The sequence below is a fragment of the Streptomyces sp. NPDC058307 genome (assembly GCF_042880295.1).
Classification (GTDB): Bacteria; Actinomycetota; Actinomycetes; order Streptomycetales; family Streptomycetaceae; genus Streptomyces.
The window spans coordinates 129,474-149,675 of sequence record NZ_JBHVYZ010000015.1; the positions used below are offsets into that span (position 1 = coordinate 129,474).

The 20,202-nt window shown below is 71.1% G+C and carries 15 protein-coding genes, 1 tRNA gene and 1 pseudogene; 7 read left to right on the top strand and 10 right to left on the bottom strand.

The annotated features are described in order from the left end of the window. Nucleotides 1–3,791, bottom strand: a 3,791-nt coding sequence (locus ACFVYN_RS14110) for an AAA family ATPase (protein ID WP_389997269.1), incomplete at its 3' end; no start/stop codon positions are given. Nucleotides 3,792–4,178: 387 nt separating this feature from the next. Between ACFVYN_RS14110 and ACFVYN_RS14115 the strand changes: the two genes are divergently transcribed. Both ACFVYN_RS14115 and mgtA read left to right on the top strand, forming a co-directional pair. After that, nucleotides 4,179–4,538, top strand: a complete 360-nt coding sequence (locus tag ACFVYN_RS14115) for an ArsR/SmtB family transcription factor (RefSeq protein WP_389997274.1) — start codon at nt 4,179–4,181, stop codon at nt 4,536–4,538. A 172-nt stretch (nt 4,539–4,710) separates the two neighbouring features. Then, the gene (gene mgtA, locus ACFVYN_RS14120) at nt 4,711–7,479 is read left to right on the top strand and encodes a magnesium-translocating P-type ATPase (protein WP_389997277.1); all 2,769 of its coding nucleotides are present in this window, start codon (nt 4,711–4,713) and stop codon (nt 7,477–7,479) included. Between the two features lie 5 nt (nt 7,480–7,484). Here the strand turns inward: mgtA and ACFVYN_RS14125 are convergent, their stop codons facing one another. Together ACFVYN_RS14125 and ACFVYN_RS14130 are read right to left on the bottom strand one after the other, a co-directional pair. Then, nucleotides 7,485–7,715: a hypothetical protein gene (locus tag ACFVYN_RS14125; RefSeq protein ID WP_389997328.1), complete on the bottom strand. Its 231-nt coding sequence runs from the start codon at nt 7,713–7,715 to the stop codon at nt 7,485–7,487. Nucleotides 7,716–8,071: 356 nt separating this feature from the next. Next, nucleotides 8,072–8,953 (bottom strand): annotated as a pseudogene (locus ACFVYN_RS14130) (DMT family transporter); the annotation flags it as partial. A gap of 158 nt (nt 8,954–9,111) precedes the next feature. Here ACFVYN_RS14130 and ACFVYN_RS14135 point away from each other — a divergent pair. Beyond that, nucleotides 9,112–10,017, top strand: coding sequence for a LysR family transcriptional regulator (locus ACFVYN_RS14135; RefSeq protein ID WP_389997281.1), 906 nt, complete (start codon nt 9,112–9,114; stop codon nt 10,015–10,017). 288 nt (nt 10,018–10,305) lie between these two features. Here ACFVYN_RS14135 and ACFVYN_RS14140 read toward each other — a convergent pair whose 3' ends face one another. The 4 genes from ACFVYN_RS14140 to ACFVYN_RS14155 form a co-directional block, all read right to left on the bottom strand. Continuing rightward, nucleotides 10,306–10,947, bottom strand: a complete 642-nt coding sequence (locus ACFVYN_RS14140; RefSeq protein ID WP_389997284.1) for a hypothetical protein — start codon at nt 10,945–10,947, stop codon at nt 10,306–10,308. Nucleotides 10,948–11,088: 141 nt separating this feature from the next. Further along, nucleotides 11,089–11,162: transfer RNA gene (locus ACFVYN_RS14145), tRNA-Pro, on the bottom strand. 34 nt (nt 11,163–11,196) lie between these two features. Next, entirely contained in the window at nt 11,197–11,982 is a 786-nt protein-coding gene (locus tag ACFVYN_RS14150) for a Pr6Pr family membrane protein (RefSeq protein WP_389997286.1), read from the bottom strand. An 83-nt stretch (nt 11,983–12,065) separates the two neighbouring features. Then, on the bottom strand, nt 12,066–12,992 hold the full coding sequence (locus ACFVYN_RS14155; RefSeq protein WP_389997288.1) for a metallophosphoesterase: 927 nt from the start codon (nt 12,990–12,992) through the stop codon (nt 12,066–12,068). Between the two features lie 134 nt (nt 12,993–13,126). Between ACFVYN_RS14155 and ACFVYN_RS14160 the strand changes: the two genes are divergently transcribed. Beyond that, on the top strand, nt 13,127–13,591 hold the full coding sequence (locus ACFVYN_RS14160) for a GatB/YqeY domain-containing protein (protein WP_389997291.1): 465 nt from the start codon (nt 13,127–13,129) through the stop codon (nt 13,589–13,591). A 131-nt stretch (nt 13,592–13,722) separates the two neighbouring features. Here the strand turns inward: ACFVYN_RS14160 and ACFVYN_RS14165 are convergent, their stop codons facing one another. After that, nucleotides 13,723–16,026, bottom strand: a complete 2,304-nt coding sequence (locus tag ACFVYN_RS14165; RefSeq protein ID WP_389997294.1) for a transglycosylase domain-containing protein — start codon at nt 16,024–16,026, stop codon at nt 13,723–13,725. A gap of 507 nt (nt 16,027–16,533) precedes the next feature. Between ACFVYN_RS14165 and wblA the strand changes: the two genes are divergently transcribed. Then, a complete protein-coding gene (gene wblA / locus ACFVYN_RS14170) occupies nt 16,534–16,872 on the top strand; it encodes a transcriptional regulator WblA (RefSeq protein ID WP_389997297.1) in 339 nt (112 codons plus the stop codon). 73 nt (nt 16,873–16,945) lie between these two features. Here wblA and ACFVYN_RS14175 read toward each other — a convergent pair whose 3' ends face one another. Together ACFVYN_RS14175 and ACFVYN_RS14180 are read right to left on the bottom strand one after the other, a co-directional pair. Continuing rightward, the gene (locus ACFVYN_RS14175) at nt 16,946–18,370 is read right to left on the bottom strand and encodes an ArsA family ATPase (protein ID WP_389997299.1); all 1,425 of its coding nucleotides are present in this window, start codon (nt 18,368–18,370) and stop codon (nt 16,946–16,948) included. Continuing rightward, nucleotides 18,367–19,344 carry an ArsA-related P-loop ATPase gene (locus tag ACFVYN_RS14180; protein WP_389997302.1) on the bottom strand — a complete coding sequence of 326 codons (978 nt, stop codon included), beginning with the start codon at nt 19,342–19,344 and terminating at the stop codon, nt 18,367–18,369. The genes ACFVYN_RS14175 and ACFVYN_RS14180 overlap by 4 nt, the downstream gene beginning before the upstream one ends. Before the next feature lie 118 nt (nt 19,345–19,462). Between ACFVYN_RS14180 and ACFVYN_RS14185 the strand changes: the two genes are divergently transcribed. Both ACFVYN_RS14185 and ACFVYN_RS14190 read left to right on the top strand, forming a co-directional pair. Next, nucleotides 19,463–19,627 carry a DUF4177 domain-containing protein gene (locus ACFVYN_RS14185; protein ID WP_086724107.1) on the top strand — a complete coding sequence of 55 codons (165 nt, stop codon included), beginning with the start codon at nt 19,463–19,465 and terminating at the stop codon, nt 19,625–19,627. After that, a complete protein-coding gene (locus ACFVYN_RS14190) occupies nt 19,624–20,142 on the top strand; it encodes a RidA family protein (protein ID WP_389997305.1) in 519 nt (172 codons plus the stop codon). The genes ACFVYN_RS14185 and ACFVYN_RS14190 overlap by 4 nt, the downstream gene beginning before the upstream one ends. The last annotated feature ends 60 nt before the right edge of the window (nt 20,143–20,202 follow it).

Here is a 20,202-nt window from a genome sequence, read left to right on the forward strand (position 1 = left end):
GACGGGTCGGCCACGTCCCAGAGCCGGACCGTGTTGTCGTTGCCGCCGCTGGCCAGCGTGGAACCGTCACGGCTGTACGTCAGGGACACGACCGCCTCGGTGTGCCCGGTGAGCGCCATGCCCGTCGGCTCGGCGTGCGCGGGGTCGGCCACGTCCCACAGCCGGACCACGTCGTCGTTGCCGCCGCTGGCCAGGGTGTGCCCGTCCGGGCTGAAGACGAGCACGTTGACGGGCCCGGTGTGCCCGGTGAGCGGTGTGCGGAGCAGGGTCGGACGGGCCGGGTCCGTGACTTTCCACAGCCGGATCGTGCCGTCCGCGCTGCCACTGGCCAGGGTCCGGCCGTCCGGGCTGAAGGCGAGACCGTCGATGTACCCCTTGTGGCCGGCGATCGGACCGTGGGAGACCGGGTGGGCCGGGTCGGTGACGTCCCACAGCTGAAGGTTGCGGCTGTCGTACGCGGTGGCCAGGGTGCGTCCGTCCGGGCTGAACGCCAGTGCGTCCGGACCCATGAACCGGGTGCGCAGGACGAGCGCCGGACCGTAGGGCACCGGGTGGGCCGGATCGGTGACGTTCCACAGGTGGACCCGGCCGGTGGTGAGCACCGCGAGGGTGCGGCCGTCGGGGGAGAAGAACACCTGGGAGTCCGGGTCGCGCGCCACGGGGGTGAACGGCTTGCCCAGGGCCACGGGCCGGTCCGGGTCCGTCACGTTCCACATCCGGACCCGCCCGTCCCGCCCGGCCGTGGCGAGCACCTCGCCGTCCCGCCGGAACGCCCCGCTGCTGCCCACCAGGTCTCCCGCCGGGATCGACCACAGGCGCACCTTGCTGTCGCCGCTGCCGGTCGCGAGGGTGCGGCCGTCGGGGCTGAATCCCAGCGCGTACATCTCACCGCTGCTTCCCGAGAGGGGCTCGCCGACCTGTGAGGGGTACTCCGGGTCGCTCACGTTCCACAGGCTCGCCGTGCTGTCCGCGCTGGCGGCGGCCAGCATGCGTCCGTCGGGGCTGAAGGCCACGGACCAGATGGGACCGGTGTGGCCGGTGAGCGGCGAGCCGGCCGGACCCGGGTGGGCCGGGTCGCTCACGTCCCACAGCCGCACACTGGCGTCCGCGCTGCCGCTGGCGAGCTCCGTCCCGTCCGGACTGAAGGCCACCGAGTGCACCAGCCCCGTGTGCCCCTTCAGCACCTGGTCGTACGCCCGGGGCCGCCGCGGATCCCCGGTGTTCCACAGCCGGACGGTGTCGTCGTCGCCCCCGGCCGCCAGCGTGCGCCCATCGGGGCTCCACGCCACGGACCGCACGGCGGCGCCCGCCCCGGTCAGGACGGCGGGCGGCTCCTTCGCGTCGCGGGTGTTCCACAGCCGTACGGTGCGGTCCTCGCCGGCGGAGGCCAGCGTGCGCCCGTCCGGGCTGAACGCGATCAGGTAGATGGTGCCGCGATGGCCGGTCAGGGGAGCGCCGAGGGGCTTCGGCCGGCGGGGGTCGGCGAGGTCCCACCGTCGGATCGTCCCGTCGTCCCCGGCACTGGCCAGCGTTCTGCCGTCCGGGCTGAAGACCGCGCTGCTCACCCAGCTGGTGCCGCCGACGAGGGGTTCGCCCAGCGCCTTGGGGTGACCGCGGTCGCCGACGTCCCACAGCCGGACGGTCCGGTCGTAGCCGGCGGTGGCGAGGAGCTTTCCGTCCGGGCTGAACGAGGTGAGGTAGACGGCGCCGGTGTGACCGGTGAGCGGGGTGGCCAGCGGCGCGTTGACGATGGAGATCAGCCGGGTGTTGGTGCCCTCGTCGTCGGGCCTGAGGCGGTGCGCGACCAGGTCGATCCGGGCGGACAGCGACGGATCCGTGGAGTGGACGCGGTCCGCCTCCGCGACGACCTGCTCGAACAGGGCGTCGTTGCGCTGCTGCCAGGCGACCACCGCCGACCCGGCGGCCACCATCGCGAGCACGACCAGCGCCGACACCGCGCCCCGGGTGATCAGGACCGTACGCCTGCGCAGCCGGACCGAGGCGGCCAGGAACTCCACCGCGCTGCGGGTCAGATAGGTGTCCCCGGCGGACTTCGCCCAGGTGCGCGCCTGTTCGAGCCGCGAGCCCCGGTACAACAGCGAGGAGTCGCGGTTGGCGCCCTCCCAGGAGCGGCCGTCCTCCTCGATGCGCTGGCGCAGCAGATGGTCGCTGCGGTCCTCGTCGATCCACTCGCGCAGCCGCGGCCACGCCGTCAGCAGCGCCTCGTGGGTGATCTCCACGGTCTCCGCGTCCAGCGTCACCAGCCGGGCCCGCACCAGGGCCTCCAGCGACTCCTCGGTCTTGCCGGGGTCGGTCGACTCCGCGGCCAGTTGGCGCCGGGTGCCGCGCCGGCGGGTGGCCTGGGTGTCCTCACCGAGCCGCACCAGACGCAGCAGCAGCAACCGGGCCGCCGTACGCGCCGCCGGGTCCAGAGCGGACCAGGCCCGCTCGGCGGTGGCCGCGACCGCGCCCTGGATACCGCCGGCCGCGCGGTAGCCGGCCACGGTCAGCCGGCCCGCCTTGCGGCGCTGCCAGGTCGCGAGCAGGGCGTGCGAGAGCAACGGCAGTACGCCCGCGGCGTGCGCTCCGCGCGGACCGTCGGCGCTCACCTCGCGCACGATCAGCTCCGCGAGCCCCGGCTCCAGCTCCAGGCCCACGGCCCGGGCCGGACCCGTCACGGCCTCCCGCAGTTCCCCGCCGGTGAGCGGCCCGAGCACCATGTGCCGGTGCTGGAGCGCGTCGGCCAGCTCGGGATGGTCGAGGCAGCGCTCGTAGAAGTCGGCGCGGATGCCCAGCAGGACCAGGGCGGGCGCGGGCGTGTCCGGGCCTGCGGGCGTGCACGCGGCGTGCAGCGCCTGGACGAACGTACGCCGGACCGTCTCGTCCGAGCAGAGCGTGAACGCCTCCTCGAACTGGTCGACGATCACCACCGGCCGGGCGGCGGCGGCCTCGCGCTGAGCCCACGAGGCGACCGCTTCCCGCACCGCGTGCGCGAATTCGGGAGGATGGTCGACATCGGGACCGGCGGTCCTGGCGGTTCCGGTGGTCTCGGTGGTCTCGGTGGTCTCGGTGGTCCCGGCAGTTCTGGTGGTTCCGGTGGTTCCGGCGGCGGAGACGACCGGTCCCAGGTCGGGTATACGGCGGGTCAGTTCCGCGAGCGGATCGGCGCCCGGCACGAGCTGGACGATGGCCCGGCCGCTCGCTTCCCCAGTCTCTGCCCCTTCCTCCAGGGCGGTCACCAGACCGGCGTTGAGCAGCGAGGACTTGCCCGCGCCCGAGGCGCCCACGAGCATCACCAGACCACCGGTGCCGGTCTCGGCCGCCGAGTGGAGCAGCTCCAGCAGTGCCTCCGTGCTCCGTTCCCGGCCGAAGAACCAGCGGGCGTCCTCCTGCCGGTAGGAGGCGAGACCGCGGTACGGGCAGACCCCGGCGGGGGGCTCCGGCTGGGAGCCTTCCTCCTCGTCCGGGGCCAGCGCGCGCTCCCACAGCCGCTGCCACTGGCCGAGGTCGTACAGGCCGGCCGAGACAGGGGTGGGACTGATCCGCCGGGCCTCGGGAATGAGGATGTGCAGCACGGCCGCGAGGGCGGTGAACTGAGCGGGCACGTTCCGGGCCCGGCGCCAGTCGCTGATCCGCTGCGCGGACACCCGGACGGGGCGTCCGCGCTCGTCGACGCGCTGGAGCCGGCCGACTCCCTCGGACACCCGCTTGAGGGGCGGATTCCCTGCCTCTCTGTACAACAGGGCGAGACGCTCCGCGAAGGCCGTGCGTGCTCCTGAGTCGGAGCTCAAGGTCTTCCACCCCTTACGTGCCTCGCGGTTGAAATCCGGACCGGAAAACCCACTTTATACGGCTGACCTGCGGTAACGAACTGTTTCTGGCACCGGAACCTCCTCTGTGCGCCCCCTGGCTGGCAGGATCATGGCCCTGCGGCGCAGCCATCGGGCGACGCCATGACAGGCCACCAGCCCGGCGCCCCGCACGCCAACCAGCGCGCCGTACGTTCTCGGCCACATTCCACCCACGGTCACCCGCTTCCTCCGGTACCGGTCCCCACGAGGGGAGGGACCGGTACCGGACGAAGCGGGACGGTCACTGTGTCGCCCCTACACTTGGTCGAACGTTTCCAGTCGAACGTTTCGAACGTTTCGAACGTTTCCATGTGACGGGAGAGGGCTGTGACGAAGGTCGTCGGCGGTTTCCAGGACCCGTCGCCGGAGGTGCTCGCCGAGGCGGCCGCCGTGTTCGGACTCCTCGCCTCCTCCGCCCGGCTGCACATCATGTGGGCGCTGTCCCAGGGCGAGAGCGACGTCACCCGCCTCGCCGACCGGGTCGGCGGCGCGCTCCCCGCGGTCAGCCAGCACCTGGCGAAACTGAAACTCGCCGGGCTGGTGCGGTCCCGCCGTGCGGGACGCCGGCAGATCTACTACGTCGACGACCCGGACATCGTGACCGTGGTCCGCGTCATGCTCGGCCAACTGACGGCACGGGAAACCGCCCCCGGCCCGTCGGACCGACTGCGCGAGGCCGGTGTCTGAGCAGTCGGGGGGGCCGGAGGAGGACGAAGCCGCGCCTGCCGCGCCTGCCGCGCCTGAATCGCCTGCATCGCCGGATCCCATGGTGCCGGGGGGCGCCATGCAGGGAGGGTCGGAGTCAGCTGCCGGGGGGCGGTCGTCGTCCGGGCCCGCCGGCCCGACGGTGGTCGGGTCGATGTCCGCCCCCACTGGGCCGGTCCGGTCGGTGCCCGCGGTCTTGACCACGGCTTCCTCGACGCCTGGGGCTGTTCTTCAGGGCGGGGCGACCGGGCCTTCGTCCCCCGTGTTCGCGCTTCCGGTCGCCTCCGACACTCCCTCCGATTCCCCCTACAGTTCCCCCTACGGCTCCCCCTCGCCCGGTGCGCCCGTCCTGCGGGTTCTTCCTTCCGCGGTGGGGGTCGGCGGTCCGGCCGATGGTGGCGGGACTCTTCTCGAGGTGTTCCGCGAACTCGGTGCCGGCCCGCGCGGGCTGACCGAGGCGCAGGCCGAGGAGCGGGGGGCGCGGTTCGGTGAGAACGCCGTTCCGGACGCCCGGGACCCCTCCTGGCCCCGCCTCTTCGCACGGAGCCTGCGCGACCCCTTCACCGCGGTGCTGCTCTGTCTGGGACTGGTGTCGGCCGCCGTCTTCGCCTGGGGCACCGCCTCGGTGATCCTCCTGCTGGTCGGCGTGAGCTGTGTCCTGCGGGCCTCCGGCGAACACCGGGCCGACCGCTCCACGGCAGGACTGCGCCACCTGGTGGCGACGACCGTCACCGTCCAGCGCCGGGCGGACGAGGACACGGCCCCGGTCACCCGTGAGCTCCCCGTCGAGGACCTCGTCCCCGGCGACGTCGTACGGCTCGGCCCGGGCGACCTGGTCCCCGCGGACGTACGACTGCTGCGGTCGAGCGGACTCACCGTCCACCAGGCCGCGCTCACCGGAGAGTCCGCGCCGGTGGAGAAGTCCGCGGGGGACGGGCCCGGGGACGGCGGGGCCTTCCAGGACCCCCGGTACTGCTTCCAGGGCAGCAGTGTCGCCTCCGGCAGCGCCACCGCCGTGGTCGTCGCCACCGGCGGCGACACCCGTTTCGCCGCCGCCCACCGCCGTACCGGAAAACCCCCGGCGACCAGCTTCGAACGCTCCGTCCAGGGCGTCTCCTGGATCCTGATCCGGTTCGCGCTGCTGACCCCGCCCCTGGTGCTGATGGCCAACGCCGCCCTGCGCGGCCGGGGTCTGGAGACACTCCCCTTCGCCGTCGCGGTGGCGGTCGGACTGACCCCGGAGATGCTGCCGGTCCTTGTCACCACCTGCCTGGCCCGCGGCGCCGCGCTCCTCGCCCGCAGTCACGGCGTCATCGTCAGACGGCTCCCCGCCCTGCACGACATCGGCGCCATGGACGTGCTGTGCGTGGACAAGACCGGCACCCTCACCCAGGACCGCCCGGTCGTCCACCGTGCCCTGGACGCCGGGGGCCGCGACGACCCGGAGGTACTGCGCTGGGCGTCCGCCGCCGCCTGGTGGTCGCTCCAGTTCGCCGACCTGCCGGCCCCCGACGCCCTGGACGAGGCCCTGCTCGACGCCGCCGACGAGGACGCCCTCATGGCGTACGACGGCGTCACGGCCCTCCCCTTCGACCCGGCGCGCCGCCTGGCCACCGTGGTCGTCCGCACCCCCGGCCGGTTCGGCACGCACACCCTGATCACCAAGGGGGCCGTGGACGCCGTACTGCCACGCTGTTCGCTGTCCGACGACGAGCGCTCCCGCCTGCGCGACCTGGCCGACGCGCAGGCCGCGGACGGGCTGCGCGTCCTGGCGGTCGCCACCAGCGAAGTCCCCGCCGGAGACCGCCCCCGCGAACACGGCCTCGCCTTCCGCGGCCTGGTCACCCTCCGGGACGACCTCGCGCCCACCGCGGCCGAGGCCCTCGCCCAGCTCGCCGGGCGGGGCGTCACCGTCAAGGTCCTCACCGGCGACCACCCGGGCACCGCGGTCCGGGCCTGCCGTGATCTGGGGATCCCGGTGGCCGCGGTCCTCACCGCCGACCGCCTCAACGCCCTCACCGACCCCGAACTGACCGAACTCGCCCGCCGTACGACCGTCTTCGCCCGCTGCACCCCCGAGCACAAGACCCGCATCACCCGGGCCCTGCAGGCCGGCGGCCACACGGTCGGCTTCCTCGGCGACGGCGTCAACGACCTGCCCGCCCTGCGCACCGCCGACGTGGGCATCGCCCCACGCGACGCGGCCGGGGTGACCAGGCAGAACGCGGACCTCGTCCTCGCCGGGAAGGACCTCACCGCGATCGGCCACGCGGTCGCCGCCGGCCGTCACGCGAGCGGCAACATCGCCACGTATCTGCGCATCACGCTCTCCTCCAACCTCGGCAACGTGATCGCGATGCTCTCCGCGGGCCTCCTCCTGCCCTTCCTGCCGATGCTCCCGGCCCAGGTCCTCGTGCAGAACCTGTGCTTCGACGCGGCCCAGCTCGCCTTCGCCCACGACCGTCCCGCCCCGTCGGCGCTGCGCCGGCCGAGCGTCCTGGCGCCCCGGGAGCTGCTCCGGTTCATCGTCGGATTCGGCGCGCTGAACGCCGTGGCGGACCTGGCGACCTTCGGCGTGCTGGCCCTTGCCCTGCGGGGGCCGGGCGACGACGAGGCGCTGTTCCACTCGGGCTGGTTCACGGAGAACCTGCTGACGCAGGCCGTGGTGATGGTGCTGCTGTCCCTGGGGTCGCTCAGCAGGGGCGCCCGTCGGCCGGGCCCGGTGACCTGGTCGGCCGCCGCGCTGGCCGCGACCGGTCTGCTCCTGCCCGCGTCCCCGGCGGGCGCGGCCCTGGGCCTTGGCCCACTGCCCGGCGTGTACTACGGACTGCTCGCGGCCGTCCTGGCCCTGTACGCCGTGGGCCTGCTGGCGGCGAGGACGCGCCACGAGCGCCACCGCGCGGGTGTGCTCTCCAGCGACTGAGCGTGTCAGGGGCAGGCGATGTCGAAGCCGTAGCGCAGGGGTTCGTCCGTCACCCCGTGATCGAGCCGGTAGACGTAGACGCCCTCCACCCGCACCCCGGACGGCGCGCCCTCCGGGCGGCAGGGGTACGACACCTGCACGACCCGGGGCCGGTCGGCGACCTTGACCCGCATCCCGTCGGCCGGCCCGCCGTCGAGGACGGCGACTTCCCAGCCGGTCACCTCGGCCGTCTCCACTGTCTCCGCTGCGTCCACGCCGACAGTTTAGAGCTTGCGCAATCGTCCAGGGGGGCGGATGCCCACGTGGACCACGGCCGGGCCGCCGTAGGTCATCCCGCGTTCTCCAGCGCGGGGCGACGGGTGGCCGCGTGCAGCTCCTCGGTGGGCATGGGCTCACCGGGCGCGTCCTCGGCGGGCACGTTCTTCGTGGGTACGTTCTTCGTGGGTACGTCATCCGCGGACCCGTTCGCCGCGGACTTGTTCCCCGCGGACCTGTTCCCTGCGGCCCCGTTCTCCGCGGACCCGCTCTCCCCGGGCCCGGATGTGTCGTCGGCCGTTTCCTCGGCCGTTTCCTCGGCCGTGTCGTCGGCCGTTTCCTCGTCGGCGTGGGCCGGAGCCGTGGTTGCCGCGTCCTCGCGGCGGGTCATCCCGACCCCCACGAGGACCACGGCCATGCCCAGCACGACCCGGACGCTCAGGCCCTCGCCCAGGACGACCGCGCCGAGGAGCACGGAGACCACGGGCAGCAGATAGCCGACCACGGCGGCGTTGGTGGCGCCCTCGTCGTTGATGATCCGGTAGGTGAGGTGGAAGGTGATCGCGGTGCAGAAGACGCTGAGGACCAGGGCCGCGGCCACGACCGCCGGGCCGGGGTCGATCGACTCCAGCCCGCCGACCGGCAGCGCGACGGCGGTCAGCCCGCTCGCGGCGACGAGCTGGGCGGCGGAGAGCGAGATGGTGGGGGTGCCCCGGCGCACCAGTGTGCGGCCCATGTAGGTGAAGGCGACGGCGTAGCTCGCGGCCGCGCCCAGAATGGCGAGGGCTCCCCAGCCGGTGGCCCCGGCCGACTGCCACGGGGCGAGGATGACGATGGTGCCGGTGAAGCCGAGCAGCAGGCCCGCCAGACGGACCGGGCGCAGTCGGCGCTCCGAGCCGAGGGCCAGGCCGAGGGCGATCGACCACAGCGGGGTCGTGGCGTTCAGGACCCCCGCGAGGCCGGAGTCGACGGTCTGCTGGCCCAGGCTGAACAGTGCGAAGGGCAGCGCGTTGCAGAAGAAGGCCGCGACGACTATGTGACGCCAGACGGTACGGCCACGAGGCATGCGCCGGCCCGAGGCGTAGCAGGCGACGGTGAGGACGAGTGCGCCGAGGAGACACCGGATGAACGTGACCTGGAGCGGGGAGAGCCCGCGCAGCGCCAGTTCGATCCAGAGGAAGGTCGAGCCCCACAGCAGGGCGAGCACGGCCACCCGCACCCCGCCCCGCAGACTCCGTGTCCCACTGTTCACGATGCTTCCTCCATCCGGCCGACGTGCGGCCCGGTACGTGGTCCGTCCGTCCGTTCTTCGACGATGCCCCAGTAGACCTGTGAGAACAAGCAAATGGTTCTACCTGGTCTGTTAAGCTGTGCTACATGCTTGATGTGAGGCGCCTCCAGGTTCTGCGCGCGGTGGTCACCAGCGGGACGGTCACCGCGGCCGCGGCCCACCTCGGCTACACCCCGTCCGCCGTCAGCCAGCAGGTGGCGGCGCTGGAGAAGCAGGCCGGTACCGCGCTGCTGGAACGGGTCGGGCGCGGGGTGCGGCCCACCCCGGCCGGTCTGCTGCTCACCGAGCACGCGGGCCTCATCAGCTCGGCGGTCGCCCAGGCGGAGACCGCCCTCGCCGACCTGCGCGCCGGACGCATCGGCACGCTGTCGGTCCGTTACTTCGCCACGGCGGGCTCCACACTGGTCGCCCCGGCCCTGGCCCGGCTCCGCGCGGAACACCCCGGTGTCCGGGTAGACCTCGAACTCGCCGATCCCGCGGACCCGTTGCAGGAAGTGATGCGGGGGCGGGCCGACCTGGCGGTGGTCGTGCAGGCGCGGGGCCGGATGGCGGACGGCTTCCGACTGGTCCACCTGCTCGACGACCCGTACGACGCCGTCCTGCCTGTGGGACATCCGCTCGCGGACCGCGAGATCATCGACCTGCACGAGCTGGCCGGGGAGCAGTGGGTCGGCAGCGAACCGCCTGGCCCCTGCCTGGAGCCGGTGATCGACTCCTGCGCGGCGGCCGGCTTCAGCCCCGACTTCGTCATCCGCAGCGAGGACTACGCCACCGCGCAGGGCTTCGTCGCGGCCGGGCTCGGTGTCGGTCTGATGCCGAGGCTGGGGCTGCGCGGCCGCCACCCCGGTGTCGTCGTACGACCGGTCCGCAATCCCGAACCGGTCCGGGTGATCTCGGCGGTAGCCCGGGAAACCGCCCTCGACCAGCCCGCCCTACGAGGCCTCCTGTCGGCCCTGAAGGACGCGGCGACCTCCGACCCGGCAGCGCACTGATCCCGGGCGGGGCGAGGGTCGCCCTGCGGGCGCGGCCATGCGGGTCGACGTGCGTGCGCTGCCGGGGTTCTTCAGCAAGCGGGCGATCAGAGCGAGCTCACGGCTGTTCGTCATTGAGGTCCCCGGACTGCCCGGCGCGCCGGAAGGTCACGAGGTCAACTGACCTGCAGCGGCCTCGCTTTGCTGCTTGGCACCGCATGTCTCGGCTTGGCTGCGCGCCTGGATTGGGCGCATGGAGAGGGCCGGCTGCGGCGTTGACACGTAGGTTGGCGGGCCGCACGAGCCGGCTCAGTGAGACGCGATGGCTGCCCAGATCATCATCGGACCGATGACCAGCAGCACAGACCGCTCTACGGAAAGGACGGATCGAAGGGCGGAGAGGCTGCGGGAAAGTGGCCTGACACCCTGGTCGGCCTGTGCCAGTCGGCTTACGCGTATCGGATGGCCGTCGAGTACGACGTGCGGTCGCTCGACGGCGTACCTGCGTATGAGGCGATCCGCCTCGGAACTGGCGAAGCTGAGACGGTTACCGGCGGCGTCGGTGACGATCAGGTATGTCGTCGAGCCTGCTTGATAGACCTCTTTCCAGGTCCGCACGCTCCGTAGCTGATGCAAGTCGATGGTGCGAGAACCGGTCCAGGTCCGTGCGGTCAAGAACCGCGTGCCGGGGCCGTGTCTGCGCCAGGGCTTTCTTGCCACACAGAGATGAGGCAGGGCGAAGGAGCCGAACCCAGAGAGGAGACCTGCCGTCATGAAGACCGGAGAGGGGTCCGTCATCGGCGCTGCAAGCAACGCCGGAACCACCATGACCGCTGCCAGCCCCATGACGATGCCGCCAGTGACCAGGCGAACTCGCTTGGGTGACACGGACTTTGGGGAGTTGACGGAGTCGCCGGAAGCTTCCGCGTGAGTCGACCGATGGTCCGCCATGGAGGAAGAGTAGGCCCTCACACCATTGACGGAGATCAAGTATCTGCCAAGTCCATGGAGAGCGCAGGACGGCAGTGGGGGAGCAGAGACAGGTGAGACACCTAGGAACGCTCCTAGGTGCCTCACCTGGTGTTTCAGCTGTCGGGGTGGCGGGATTTGAACCCACGACCTCTTCGTCCCGAACGAAGCGCGCTGCCAAGCTGCGCTACACCCCGATCGTCGCTGCTCGTCGCGGCGACGTCGTTTACTTTAGCCCACCGGTGGCTGGAGACGAAATCCGGTTTTGGCGCGGTGACGGGTGGGGTTCGGGCGGGCGTGGTCAAGGGCTACCAGGAGGATCGCGAGGGCGTAGAAGGAGAGGCCGAGGAGGAGGGCGTTGCCGAGGACGTTCTTGTAGCCGTGGAGGTCCACGTCCAGGAAGGGGTAGAGGTAGCGGACCGGGTTGCCCGGAGGGATCAGTTCGCCTCGGGTGAAGGAGAACAGCAGGTACGCCAGGGGGTACAGCAGCCACGTCGCCGCCTGGCGCAGGTGCAGGCGGCGACCCGGCGTCAGCAGGAGCCAGTCCGCCAGCGCCGCCGCGGGGATCGCCGTGTTCAGGAGGTAGGCGGTCACCGCGTGCCAGCCTGTCGGGTTCGCCGCCTCGCCCGTCAGGGAGAAGGGGCTCGCCGCGTTCGCCAGCAGCAGGTGGTGCACCAGGCCCGTGATCGTGACGTAGAGGAGGGCCGCGCCCGTCAGGGCGGACGGCAGGGGGCGACGGGCGCTCCACGCCCTGCGGGCAGACAGCAGGAGCACCATCGCCAGCAGGATCGTGCTCTGGATGGAGAAATAGCTCAGGGTGCGGACCGCGCTGCTCAGCAGCAGTTCGACGGTCACGGCCCCCGCGGCCACCAGTGCCACCAGCACGCGGAAGGCGGCGGCCACGGGATGGCGTACGGGAGCCACCACCGCCGTGGCGGGGACGGGCGAGGGCAGGAATCCGGGCATGCCCGGGAGGGCGGGGAGATCGGGGATGTCCCGCGGTATGGGCGTGGTCATACGCTCACGCTAGGCAGGCGTGACAAAAGGGGCGATACGGGCGGGCCGTGCGGGTTAACGACCTACGGTTACCCGGGGTACGACTACTCCCGGCCCACCAGCGTCAGCAACGTCACCTCCGGCGGGCACGCGAACCGCACCGGCGTGTAGCGGCTCGTGCCGCAGCCCGCCGACACGTGCAGGTACGACCTGCGGCCCTCCGCCTCGTGCGTGGACAGACCCTTCACGCGGTCCGTGTCCAGATCGCAGTTGGTGACGAAGGCGCCGTAGAAGGGGAGGCAGAGCTGGCCGCCGTGGGTGTGACCGGCGAGGATCAGCGGGTAGCCGTCGGCGGTGAAGGCGTCCAGGACGCGGAGATACGGGGCGTGCACCACGCCCATCGAGAAGTCGGCCGCGCCCGACGGGCCGCCGGCCACCTCGGCGTAACGGTCCCGCTTGATGTGCGGGTCGTCCAGGCCGGTCAGCTCCACCGACACGCCCTCGATCTTCAGCATGCCCCGCGTGTTCGTGAGGTTCTGCCAGCCCGCCGCGTCGAAGCCGTCCCGCAGGTTCTCCCACGGGTTGTGGATGACACCTACGGCGGGCGCGTTGCCGTTCAGGCCGTGGCGGCCCTGGGTCTTCTCGTACAGGTAGCGGGCGGGGTTGCGGAACTTGGGGCCGTAGTAGTCGTTGGAGCCGAAGACGTACGCGCCCGGGAACTCCATCAGCGGGCCCAGCGCGTCCAAAACCTCCGGCACGCCCTCCGGGTCCGACAGGTTGTCGCCCGTGTTGATCACGAAGTCGGGGCGCAGGCCCGCCAGCGAGCGCAGCCAGCGCTGCTTCTTGCGCTGGCCGCCGACCATGTGGATGTCGGAGATCTGCAGCACCCGCAGTGGGCGCATGCCGGACGGCAGGACGGGGACCGTCACCCGCCGCAGCCGGAAGGAACGGGCTTCGAACCCCGCCGAGTAGGCGAGGCCGGCGGCGCCAACCGCCGCGATTCCCAGGGGGACTCCGTATCGCGCGCGCATGCCTCCATCGTGTCAGATCACGGGGACATCGTTGACCGGGCGGACGGCGTCCCGTAATGCCGGGGCCGGGGCCGGGGCCGGGGCCCAATAAATGCGCACGCACCCCTCCCCCCGCACCTGCGACAATCAGACCCATGACCACGCTCAAGCCGAAGCTGCAGGAAGACCTCAACGCCGCGATCAAGGGGCGTGACGAGCTGCGCTCCTCGACGCTCCGGATGACGCTCGCCGCGATCACCAACGAGGAGGTCGCGGGCAAGGAGAAGCGCGAGCTTTCCGACGCCGAGGTCCTGAAGGTGATCGCCAAGGAGGCGAAGAAGCGCCGCGAGGCCGCGGATGCCTTCGCCCAGGGTGGTCGCGCCGAGTCCGCCGAGCGGGAGAAGGCGGAGGGCGGGGTCCTCGCCGAGTACCTGCCCAAGCAGCTCAGCGACGAGGAGCTGAACGACATCGTCGCCCAGGCCGTCGAGGAGGCGAAGGCGGCCGGGGCCGAGGGGCCGCGGGCCATGGGTGCCGTCATGAAGATCGTGAACCCGAAGGTCGCGGGCCTGGCCGAGGGCGGCCGGGTCGCCGCCGCGGTGAAGAAGCTCCTGGCCGGCTGAGAACAGCCGGCACCTACCAGTCACGCAGTCGTACGAGAGCCCGGCCCCGCGCAATCAGCGGGACCGGGCTCTCATCTGCACGTGGGCCTACGGGCTGACACGTGGGCCTACGGGCTCAAGGGATACGGGCGTCAGCCGCGCCCGCCGCCATTGCCGCCGTTCCCGTTACCGTTGCCGTTTCCGTTGGTCGTGCCCTGGATGAAGTTCTCCGGGATCGAGAAGGTCGGCGTCGGGAAGGTGGTGTTGCCGTTGCCGCCGTTGTCACCACCGCCGTTGTCACCACCGTTGTTGCCGCCGTTGCCGTTCCCGCCGTTGTCACCGTTGCCCCCGTCGTCGCCCTTGCCGGGGTCTTCCTTCTTCGGCATGTCCGGGATGTAGACGGTCTTGAACCGCGGGGCGTCCTTGCCCTCCAGCGCGCCGGTCATCATGTCGCGCCAGATCGGGCCGGGGACCTGGCCGCCGAAGACCTTTCCGTACCCGACGCCGCCGATGGTGATGTTCTGCATCTTGCGCTTGTGCGCCGGGTCACCGACCCAGACCGCGCCGGCCATGTTCGGCGTGTAGCCCACGAACCAGGCCGCGTAGCGCTCGTCGGTCGTACCCGTCTTGCCCGCGCTGTCACGGCTGGGGCCGAGGCCCGCCTCGGAGCCCGTGCCGTCCTCGACGACGCCCTTGAGGAGCGTGTTGATGGTGTCCGCGGTGTTCTCCGACATCGCCCGCGAGCAGGTCGACTTCGGGACCTGGAGGGACTTCGACTTCTCGCCGGCCCGCTGGGTGATCGACTCGATGGCGACCGGGGTGCAGTACATCCCGCGCGCGGCGAAGGTCGCGTACGCGTTCGCCATCGTCAGCGGGGACACCTCCTGGGTGCCCAGGGCGATCGAGGGCCGCTGCTGCAGCTTGCCGCCGTCCGCGCGTTCGACCCCCATCTTGGCGGCCATCTCCGTCACCGGGCAGACGCCGATGTCGCTGATCAGCTGCACGTAATAGGTGTTGACCGACTTCGCGGTCGCGGTCTTCATGTCGAACGGGCCGACCTCGGACTCGTTCTCGTTGGTGAGCGAGACGCCCTTCTCGTTCCAGACCTTGCCGTCGCAGAGCTGGACCGGGCTCGGGTAGTCCATCTTGTACGGCGAGGAGAAGATCTTCGTCGCCGGCGTACCCCCCTCGATGGCGGCCGCGGCCACGATCGGCTTGAACGTCGAACCGGACTGGTAGCCCGCGCCACCGCCCATGTCCTGGTCGACCGAGAGGTCGAGCGTCGTCTCGTTCTTCTTGGTGTTGATGCCGTACGGCCGCGACTGGCCCATCGCCAGGATCTTGCCGGTGCCGGGCTGGACGATGGTGGCCGCGGTGGCCACGTCGTCGTCCTGGTAGACGTGCTCCTTGATGGACTGCTGGGCCGACTTCTGGGCCTGCGGGTCCATGGTGGTACGGATCGTCAGGCCGCCCTGGTTCCAGACCTTGGCCCGGGCCTCCTGGGTCTTGCCGAAGACCGGGTCGGTCAGGAAGACCTCACGGACGTAGTCGCAGAAGAAGCCGGCGCCCTTGACCGCCGTGATGCAGCCGTTCTTCGGCTTGCTGACCTTGAGGCCCAGCTGCTGCTCCTTGGCCTTGTCGGCCTCCGCCCGGGAGATGTCACCGACCTCGGCCATGCGCTGGAGCACGGTGTTGCGCCGCTTGGTCGCCTCGGCCTCGTCGTTGACCGGGTCGTAGCGGCTCGGGGACTGGACGATGCCGGCGAGCAGCGCCGACTGCTCCAGGCTGAGGTCCTTGGCGTGCCGGGAGAAGTAGCGCTGGGCGGCCGCCTCGACGCCGTACGCCTGCTGGCCGAAGAAGGTGATGTTCAGGTAGTTCTCGAGGATCTTCTTCTTGCCGAGTTCCTCTTCGAGCTGGATCGCGTACTTCAGCTCGCGGATCTTGCGCCCGATGGTCTGCTGGGTGGCCTCGGCGACCTTCGTCGGGTCGTCACCGGCCTCCTCCACCGCGACGTTCTTCACCAGCTGCTGCGTCAGCGTGGAGGCGCCCTGGGCGACCCCGCCGCTCTGGGCGTTCTTGTTGAGCGCGCGCAGGACGCCCTTCAGGTCGACCGCGCCGTGCTGGTAGAAGCGCGAGTCCTCGATCGCGACGATCGCCTTCTGCATGTACGGCGAGATGTCCTTGAGGTCGACGACCGTACGGTCGCGCGAGTACACCGTGGCGATGGTGCCGCCCTCGCTGTCGAGGATCGTGGTGCGCTGGCTCAGCGGCGGGGTCTTCAGGTTGGTGGGGAGGTCGTCGAAACTCTCCACCGACCCCTTGGCCGCGAGCCCCAGCGCGCCGGCCGCGGGCAGCGCGATGCCGGCCATCACCGCTCCCGCGAGAACACTGACACCGAGGAACTTGGCGGCCTGCTGCGTGGGCGACAGACCGCCGCCCGAGCGCTTCTTCGACATAGGGGGCAGCCTAATCCGTACTCATGAGCGTTCAGAGGGAGCCCGTGTCACGGCATGGCGACGGAAGCGGGCACGACCGCGTCGAGCGGGCATGGCGACAGGAGCGCCCTACCTTCTCATTCGCCGGACACGCGCACAGGCGTTGGCCTAAGCTGCTCTCAACTGTCACAGCAGTAGGGCCACGTATCAATACGTCCGGCGACCCCGAATCGTTCCGGATGTTCGCTGATTTTTTTGGTGGCGGCGTGTCCGAATCCGCCTCGTGTGTCATCTGGTGCCCGTTGTGACGCAAGACAAGTGTCCTGGTTTGCCGGGATAGTCATGTATGTCGCAGGCTCACTCCCCCGGGTGATCTGCCGCTTACGCATAGTCCGTTCGGGCCATTCAAGATTGGGCCCGAAGGGGGTGTTGCGCTGTGCCTGCCTTCCGTAACGTCCTCAACTGGCGGCGGTGAATATGCCGCTGCCGCCGTGGGGGAGCCTCGATTCGGGAGAGGACGGCGCCGGTATGGGCTGGGTAGTCGACTGGAGTGCGCAGGCGGCCTGCCGCACTACCGATCCGGATGAACTGTTCGTTCAAGGAGCAGCGCAGAACCGGGCGAAGGCAGTGTGCACCGGATGTCCGGTGCGCACGGAGTGCCTCGCCGACGCGCTGGACAACCGCGTCGAGTTCGGCGTGTGGGGAGGCATGACGGAGCGCGAGCGCCGCGCACTGCTGCGCCGGCGGCCGACCGTCACTTCGTGGCGCAGGCTGCTGGAGACGGCGCGCGTCGAGTACGAGCGAGGGGTCGGCATCCTGCCCCTCGACGACGACGAGATCTACGAGAACTACGCGGCGGTGGGCTGAGGAGCACACCGCTCGGGGCGTTGAGAGGACACCCCTCGGGGCGCTGAGGACGACACCGGGGGCATCCCTCGGGTCAGTCCACGGCAGTCTCGGGCAGCTCCGGCCGCCCGGCCGAGAGCCGGTTTCCGATGTCCCGCAGCCCCGCGAGGTCGTGCACATCGCCGGGCAGCGCGGCCACTTCGGCCACCGCCACCTCGGGGTGGAGCGCGGTGAAGCGGTCACGCGTGCGCTGCTCGCGGGAGAGCAGCTGCATACGGTCGGCGTGCAGCCTCAGCAGGCCTGCGGTGAGCCTCTCCGTGCGCTCCGGGCTCGGGTCCTTCGGGTCGGCGGGGGAGCCTTCGTCAGGAGCCGGTGCCTCGGAAGCGGGAGATTCTGAACTGCCGTACGTGTCGGGAGAGTTACGAAGTCCAGCTTTCCCGCCCTCCTGATCGACAATGCGGGGCTCTTCAAGATTTTCCACGGCCTCGGGATTCCCGCCGGTCTCGAGGTTTTCCGCGGCGGTCTCGAGGTTTTCCGCGGCGGCGAGCGCCCGCTCGGCCGAGAGCCGGTCGGCGCCGCTGCCGTGGACCCGGTTCAGCACCAGACCGGCCAGCGGCATGCGCTCCGCGGCCAGCCGCTCCACGAAGTACGCGGCCTCGCGCAGCGCGTCCCGCTCCGGGGCCGCGACCACCAGGAACGCCGTCCCGGGCGCCTGGAGCAGCTTGTACGTCGCGTCCGCGCGCGTACGGAACCCGCCGAAGGTCGTGTCCATCGCGGCCACGAACGTCTGGACGTCCTTGAGCAGTTGACCGCCAAGGAGCTTGCCGAGCGTGCCGGTCATCATCGACATCCCGACGTTCAGGAACTTCATCCCCGCCCGGCCGCCGAGCTTGGCCGGTGCGGTGAGCAGCCGGATGAGCCTGCCGTCGAGGAAGGAGCCGAGCCGCTTCGGCGCGTCCAGGAAGTCGAGGGCGGAACGGGAGGGGGGCGTGTCGACGACGATCAGGTCCCACTCGTCCCGGGCCCGCAGCTGCCCGAGCTTCTCCATCGCCATGTACTCCTGCGTGCCCGCGAAGCCCGCCGAAAGCGACTGGTAGAAGGGGTTGTTCAGGATCGTGGCCGCCCGCTCGGCGTCCGCGTGCGCCTCGACGATCTCGTCGAAGGTGCGCTTCATGTCGAGCATCATCGCGTGCAGTTCGCCGCTCGCGGAGTCGTCGAGACCCTTCACCCGGCGTGGCACGTTGTCCAGCGAGTCAATGCCCATCGACTGCGCGAGCCGGCGCGCCGGGTCGATGGTCAGCACGACGACCTTGCGGCCCCGCTCGGCGGCGCGCAGACCGAGGGCAGCCGCGGTCGTGGTCTTGCCGACGCCGCCCGAGCCGCAGCACACCACGATCCGGGTCCTCGGATCGTCGATCAGGGGGTCGAGGCCGAGCACGGGCGCGGGGGAGAGGCGGTGATGGCGGTCCGGGGGCGGATTCTGGGACGTTCGGTCGTACCGGTCGGCGTCCGGGCTCATGACATCCCCTGCTTCCGCAGCTCGGTGGCCAGTTCGTACAGACCCGCCAGGTCCATGCCCTCGGTCAGCAAGGGCAGTTCGTGCAGCGGCAGCCCCAGTTCACCGAGAACCGAGCGCTGTTCGTGCTCCAGGTCGTACCGCTCGGCGTACTCCTCGGCCTGCTGGATCAGCGGGTCGACCAGTTTCTCGGCGTTGCCCCCGCGGCGGGCGCCGCCGAGTCCGGCCGAGGACAGCGCCTTCGCCACGGCCGAACGCCGTACCGTCCGTACGAGTTCCAGGTCGTCCCCGTCCAACACCTCCGGGCGCACCATGTTCACGACGATCCGGCCCACGGGAAGGCGGGCGGACCGTAGTTCGGCGATGCCGTCCGCGGTCTCCTGGACGGGCATCTCCTCCAGGAGTGTCACCAGGTGGACGGCCGTCTCCTTGGACTTCAGCACCCGCATCACGGCCTGCGCCTGATTGTGTATCGGGCCGATCTTGGCGAGCCCCGCGACCTCGTCGTTGACGTTCAGGAAGCGGGTGATACGGCCCGTGGGGGGCGCGTCCATCACGACGTAGTCGTAGGCGAACCGGCCGGACTTGTCCTTGCGGCGGACCGCCTCGCACGCCTTGCCCGTCAACAGGACGTCTCTGAGGCCGGGCGCGATGGTGGTCGCGAAGTCGATCGCGCCGAGCTTCTTCAGGGCGCGTCCCGCTCCGCCGAGTTTGTAGAACATCTGGAGGTAGTCCAGAAGGGCCAGTTCGGGGTCGATGGCCAGTGCGTACACCTCCCCGCCCCCTGGAGCGACGGCGATCTTCCGCTCCTCATAGGGCAGCGCCTCCGTTTCGAAGAGCTGCGCGATTCCCTGGCGACCCTCCACCTCGACGAGAAGCGTCCGCTTCCCCTCGGTGGCGAGGGCCAGCGCGAGGGCTGCGGCGACCGTGGTCTTTCCGGTCCCGCCCTTGCCGCTGACGACCTGGAGCCTGCTCACGTATTCGAGCGTAACCAGTCGACGGCCAACCTAAGCAGGAGGCTGTGGATAACGCGGGTGCCGACTGTGGGGAACAGCGGCTGAAACCCTGACGTGAGCAGCGGCTAAAGTCGGCCGCATGACCAAGAAGTGGGAATACGCGACCGTGCCGCTGCTCGTCCACGCCACGAAGCAGATTCTGGACACCTGGGGCGAGGACGGGTGGGAGCTCGTGCAGGTCGTGCCCGGGCCGAACAACCCCGAGCAGCTGGTGGCGTACCTGAAGCGGGAGAAGACGGCGTGAGCGGGGACGTAGGCGTTGGCGGGGGCGGCGGCGAGGGTGGCGGCGAGGGCGGGGTGGTCGAGGCGCGGCTCGCTGAGCTGGGGCTGACGCTGCCGGCGGTGGTGCCGCCGCTGGCCGCCTACCAGCCGGCCGTGCGGTCCGGGGTGTACGTGTACACCTCGGGGCAGCTGCCCATGGTCGACGGCAAGCTTCCGGTCACCGGGAAGGTGGGGGCGGAGGTCACGGCCGAGGAGGCGAAGGCGCTGGCCCGTACGTGTGCGCTGAACGCGCTGGCGGCGGTGAAGTCCGTGGCCGGTGATCTGGACCGGGTCGCGCGTGTGGTGAAGGTCGTGGGGTTCGTGGCGTCCGCAGCGGACTTCACGGGGCAGCCGGGTGTAATCAACGGCGCGAGTGAGCTGTTGGGCGAGGTGTTCGGCGAGGCGGGTGTCCACGCGCGGAGTGCGGTGGGGGTGGCTGTGCTGCCGCTGGATGCGCCGGTCGAGGTCGAGGTGCAGGTGGAGTTGGTCGGGGTGTGACGGGGGCCTCCGGCGGTTGAGCCGGTTTGTCTGCGGGTGCGGGTTGGTGGGGGCGGGCGT

Bases quoted from the DNA above. Each gene is read 5' to 3' on its own strand.
- mgtA (WP_389997277.1), top strand. From the start codon at position 4,711: ATGTCCGCCCCCACTGGGCCGGTCCGGTCGGTGCCCGCGGTCTTGACC.
- ACFVYN_RS14135 (WP_389997281.1), top strand. From the start codon at position 9,112: ATGCTTGATGTGAGGCGCCTCCAGGTTCTGCGCGCGGTGGTCACCAGC.
- ACFVYN_RS14140 (WP_389997284.1), bottom strand. From the start codon at position 10,947: ATGGCGGACCATCGGTCGACTCACGCGGAAGCTTCCGGCGACTCCGTC.
- ACFVYN_RS14150 (WP_389997286.1), bottom strand. From the start codon at position 11,982: ATGACCACGCCCATACCGCGGGACATCCCCGATCTCCCCGCCCTCCCG.
- ACFVYN_RS14155 (WP_389997288.1), bottom strand. From the start codon at position 12,992: ATGCGCGCGCGATACGGAGTCCCCCTGGGAATCGCGGCGGTTGGCGCC.
- ACFVYN_RS14160 (WP_389997291.1), top strand. From the start codon at position 13,127: ATGACCACGCTCAAGCCGAAGCTGCAGGAAGACCTCAACGCCGCGATC.
- ACFVYN_RS14165 (WP_389997294.1), bottom strand. From the start codon at position 16,026: ATGTCGAAGAAGCGCTCGGGCGGCGGTCTGTCGCCCACGCAGCAGGCC.
- wblA (WP_389997297.1), top strand. From the start codon at position 16,534: ATGGGCTGGGTAGTCGACTGGAGTGCGCAGGCGGCCTGCCGCACTACC.
- ACFVYN_RS14175 (WP_389997299.1), bottom strand. From the start codon at position 18,370: ATGAGCCCGGACGCCGACCGGTACGACCGAACGTCCCAGAATCCGCCC.
- ACFVYN_RS14185 (WP_086724107.1), top strand. From the start codon at position 19,463: ATGACCAAGAAGTGGGAATACGCGACCGTGCCGCTGCTCGTCCACGCC.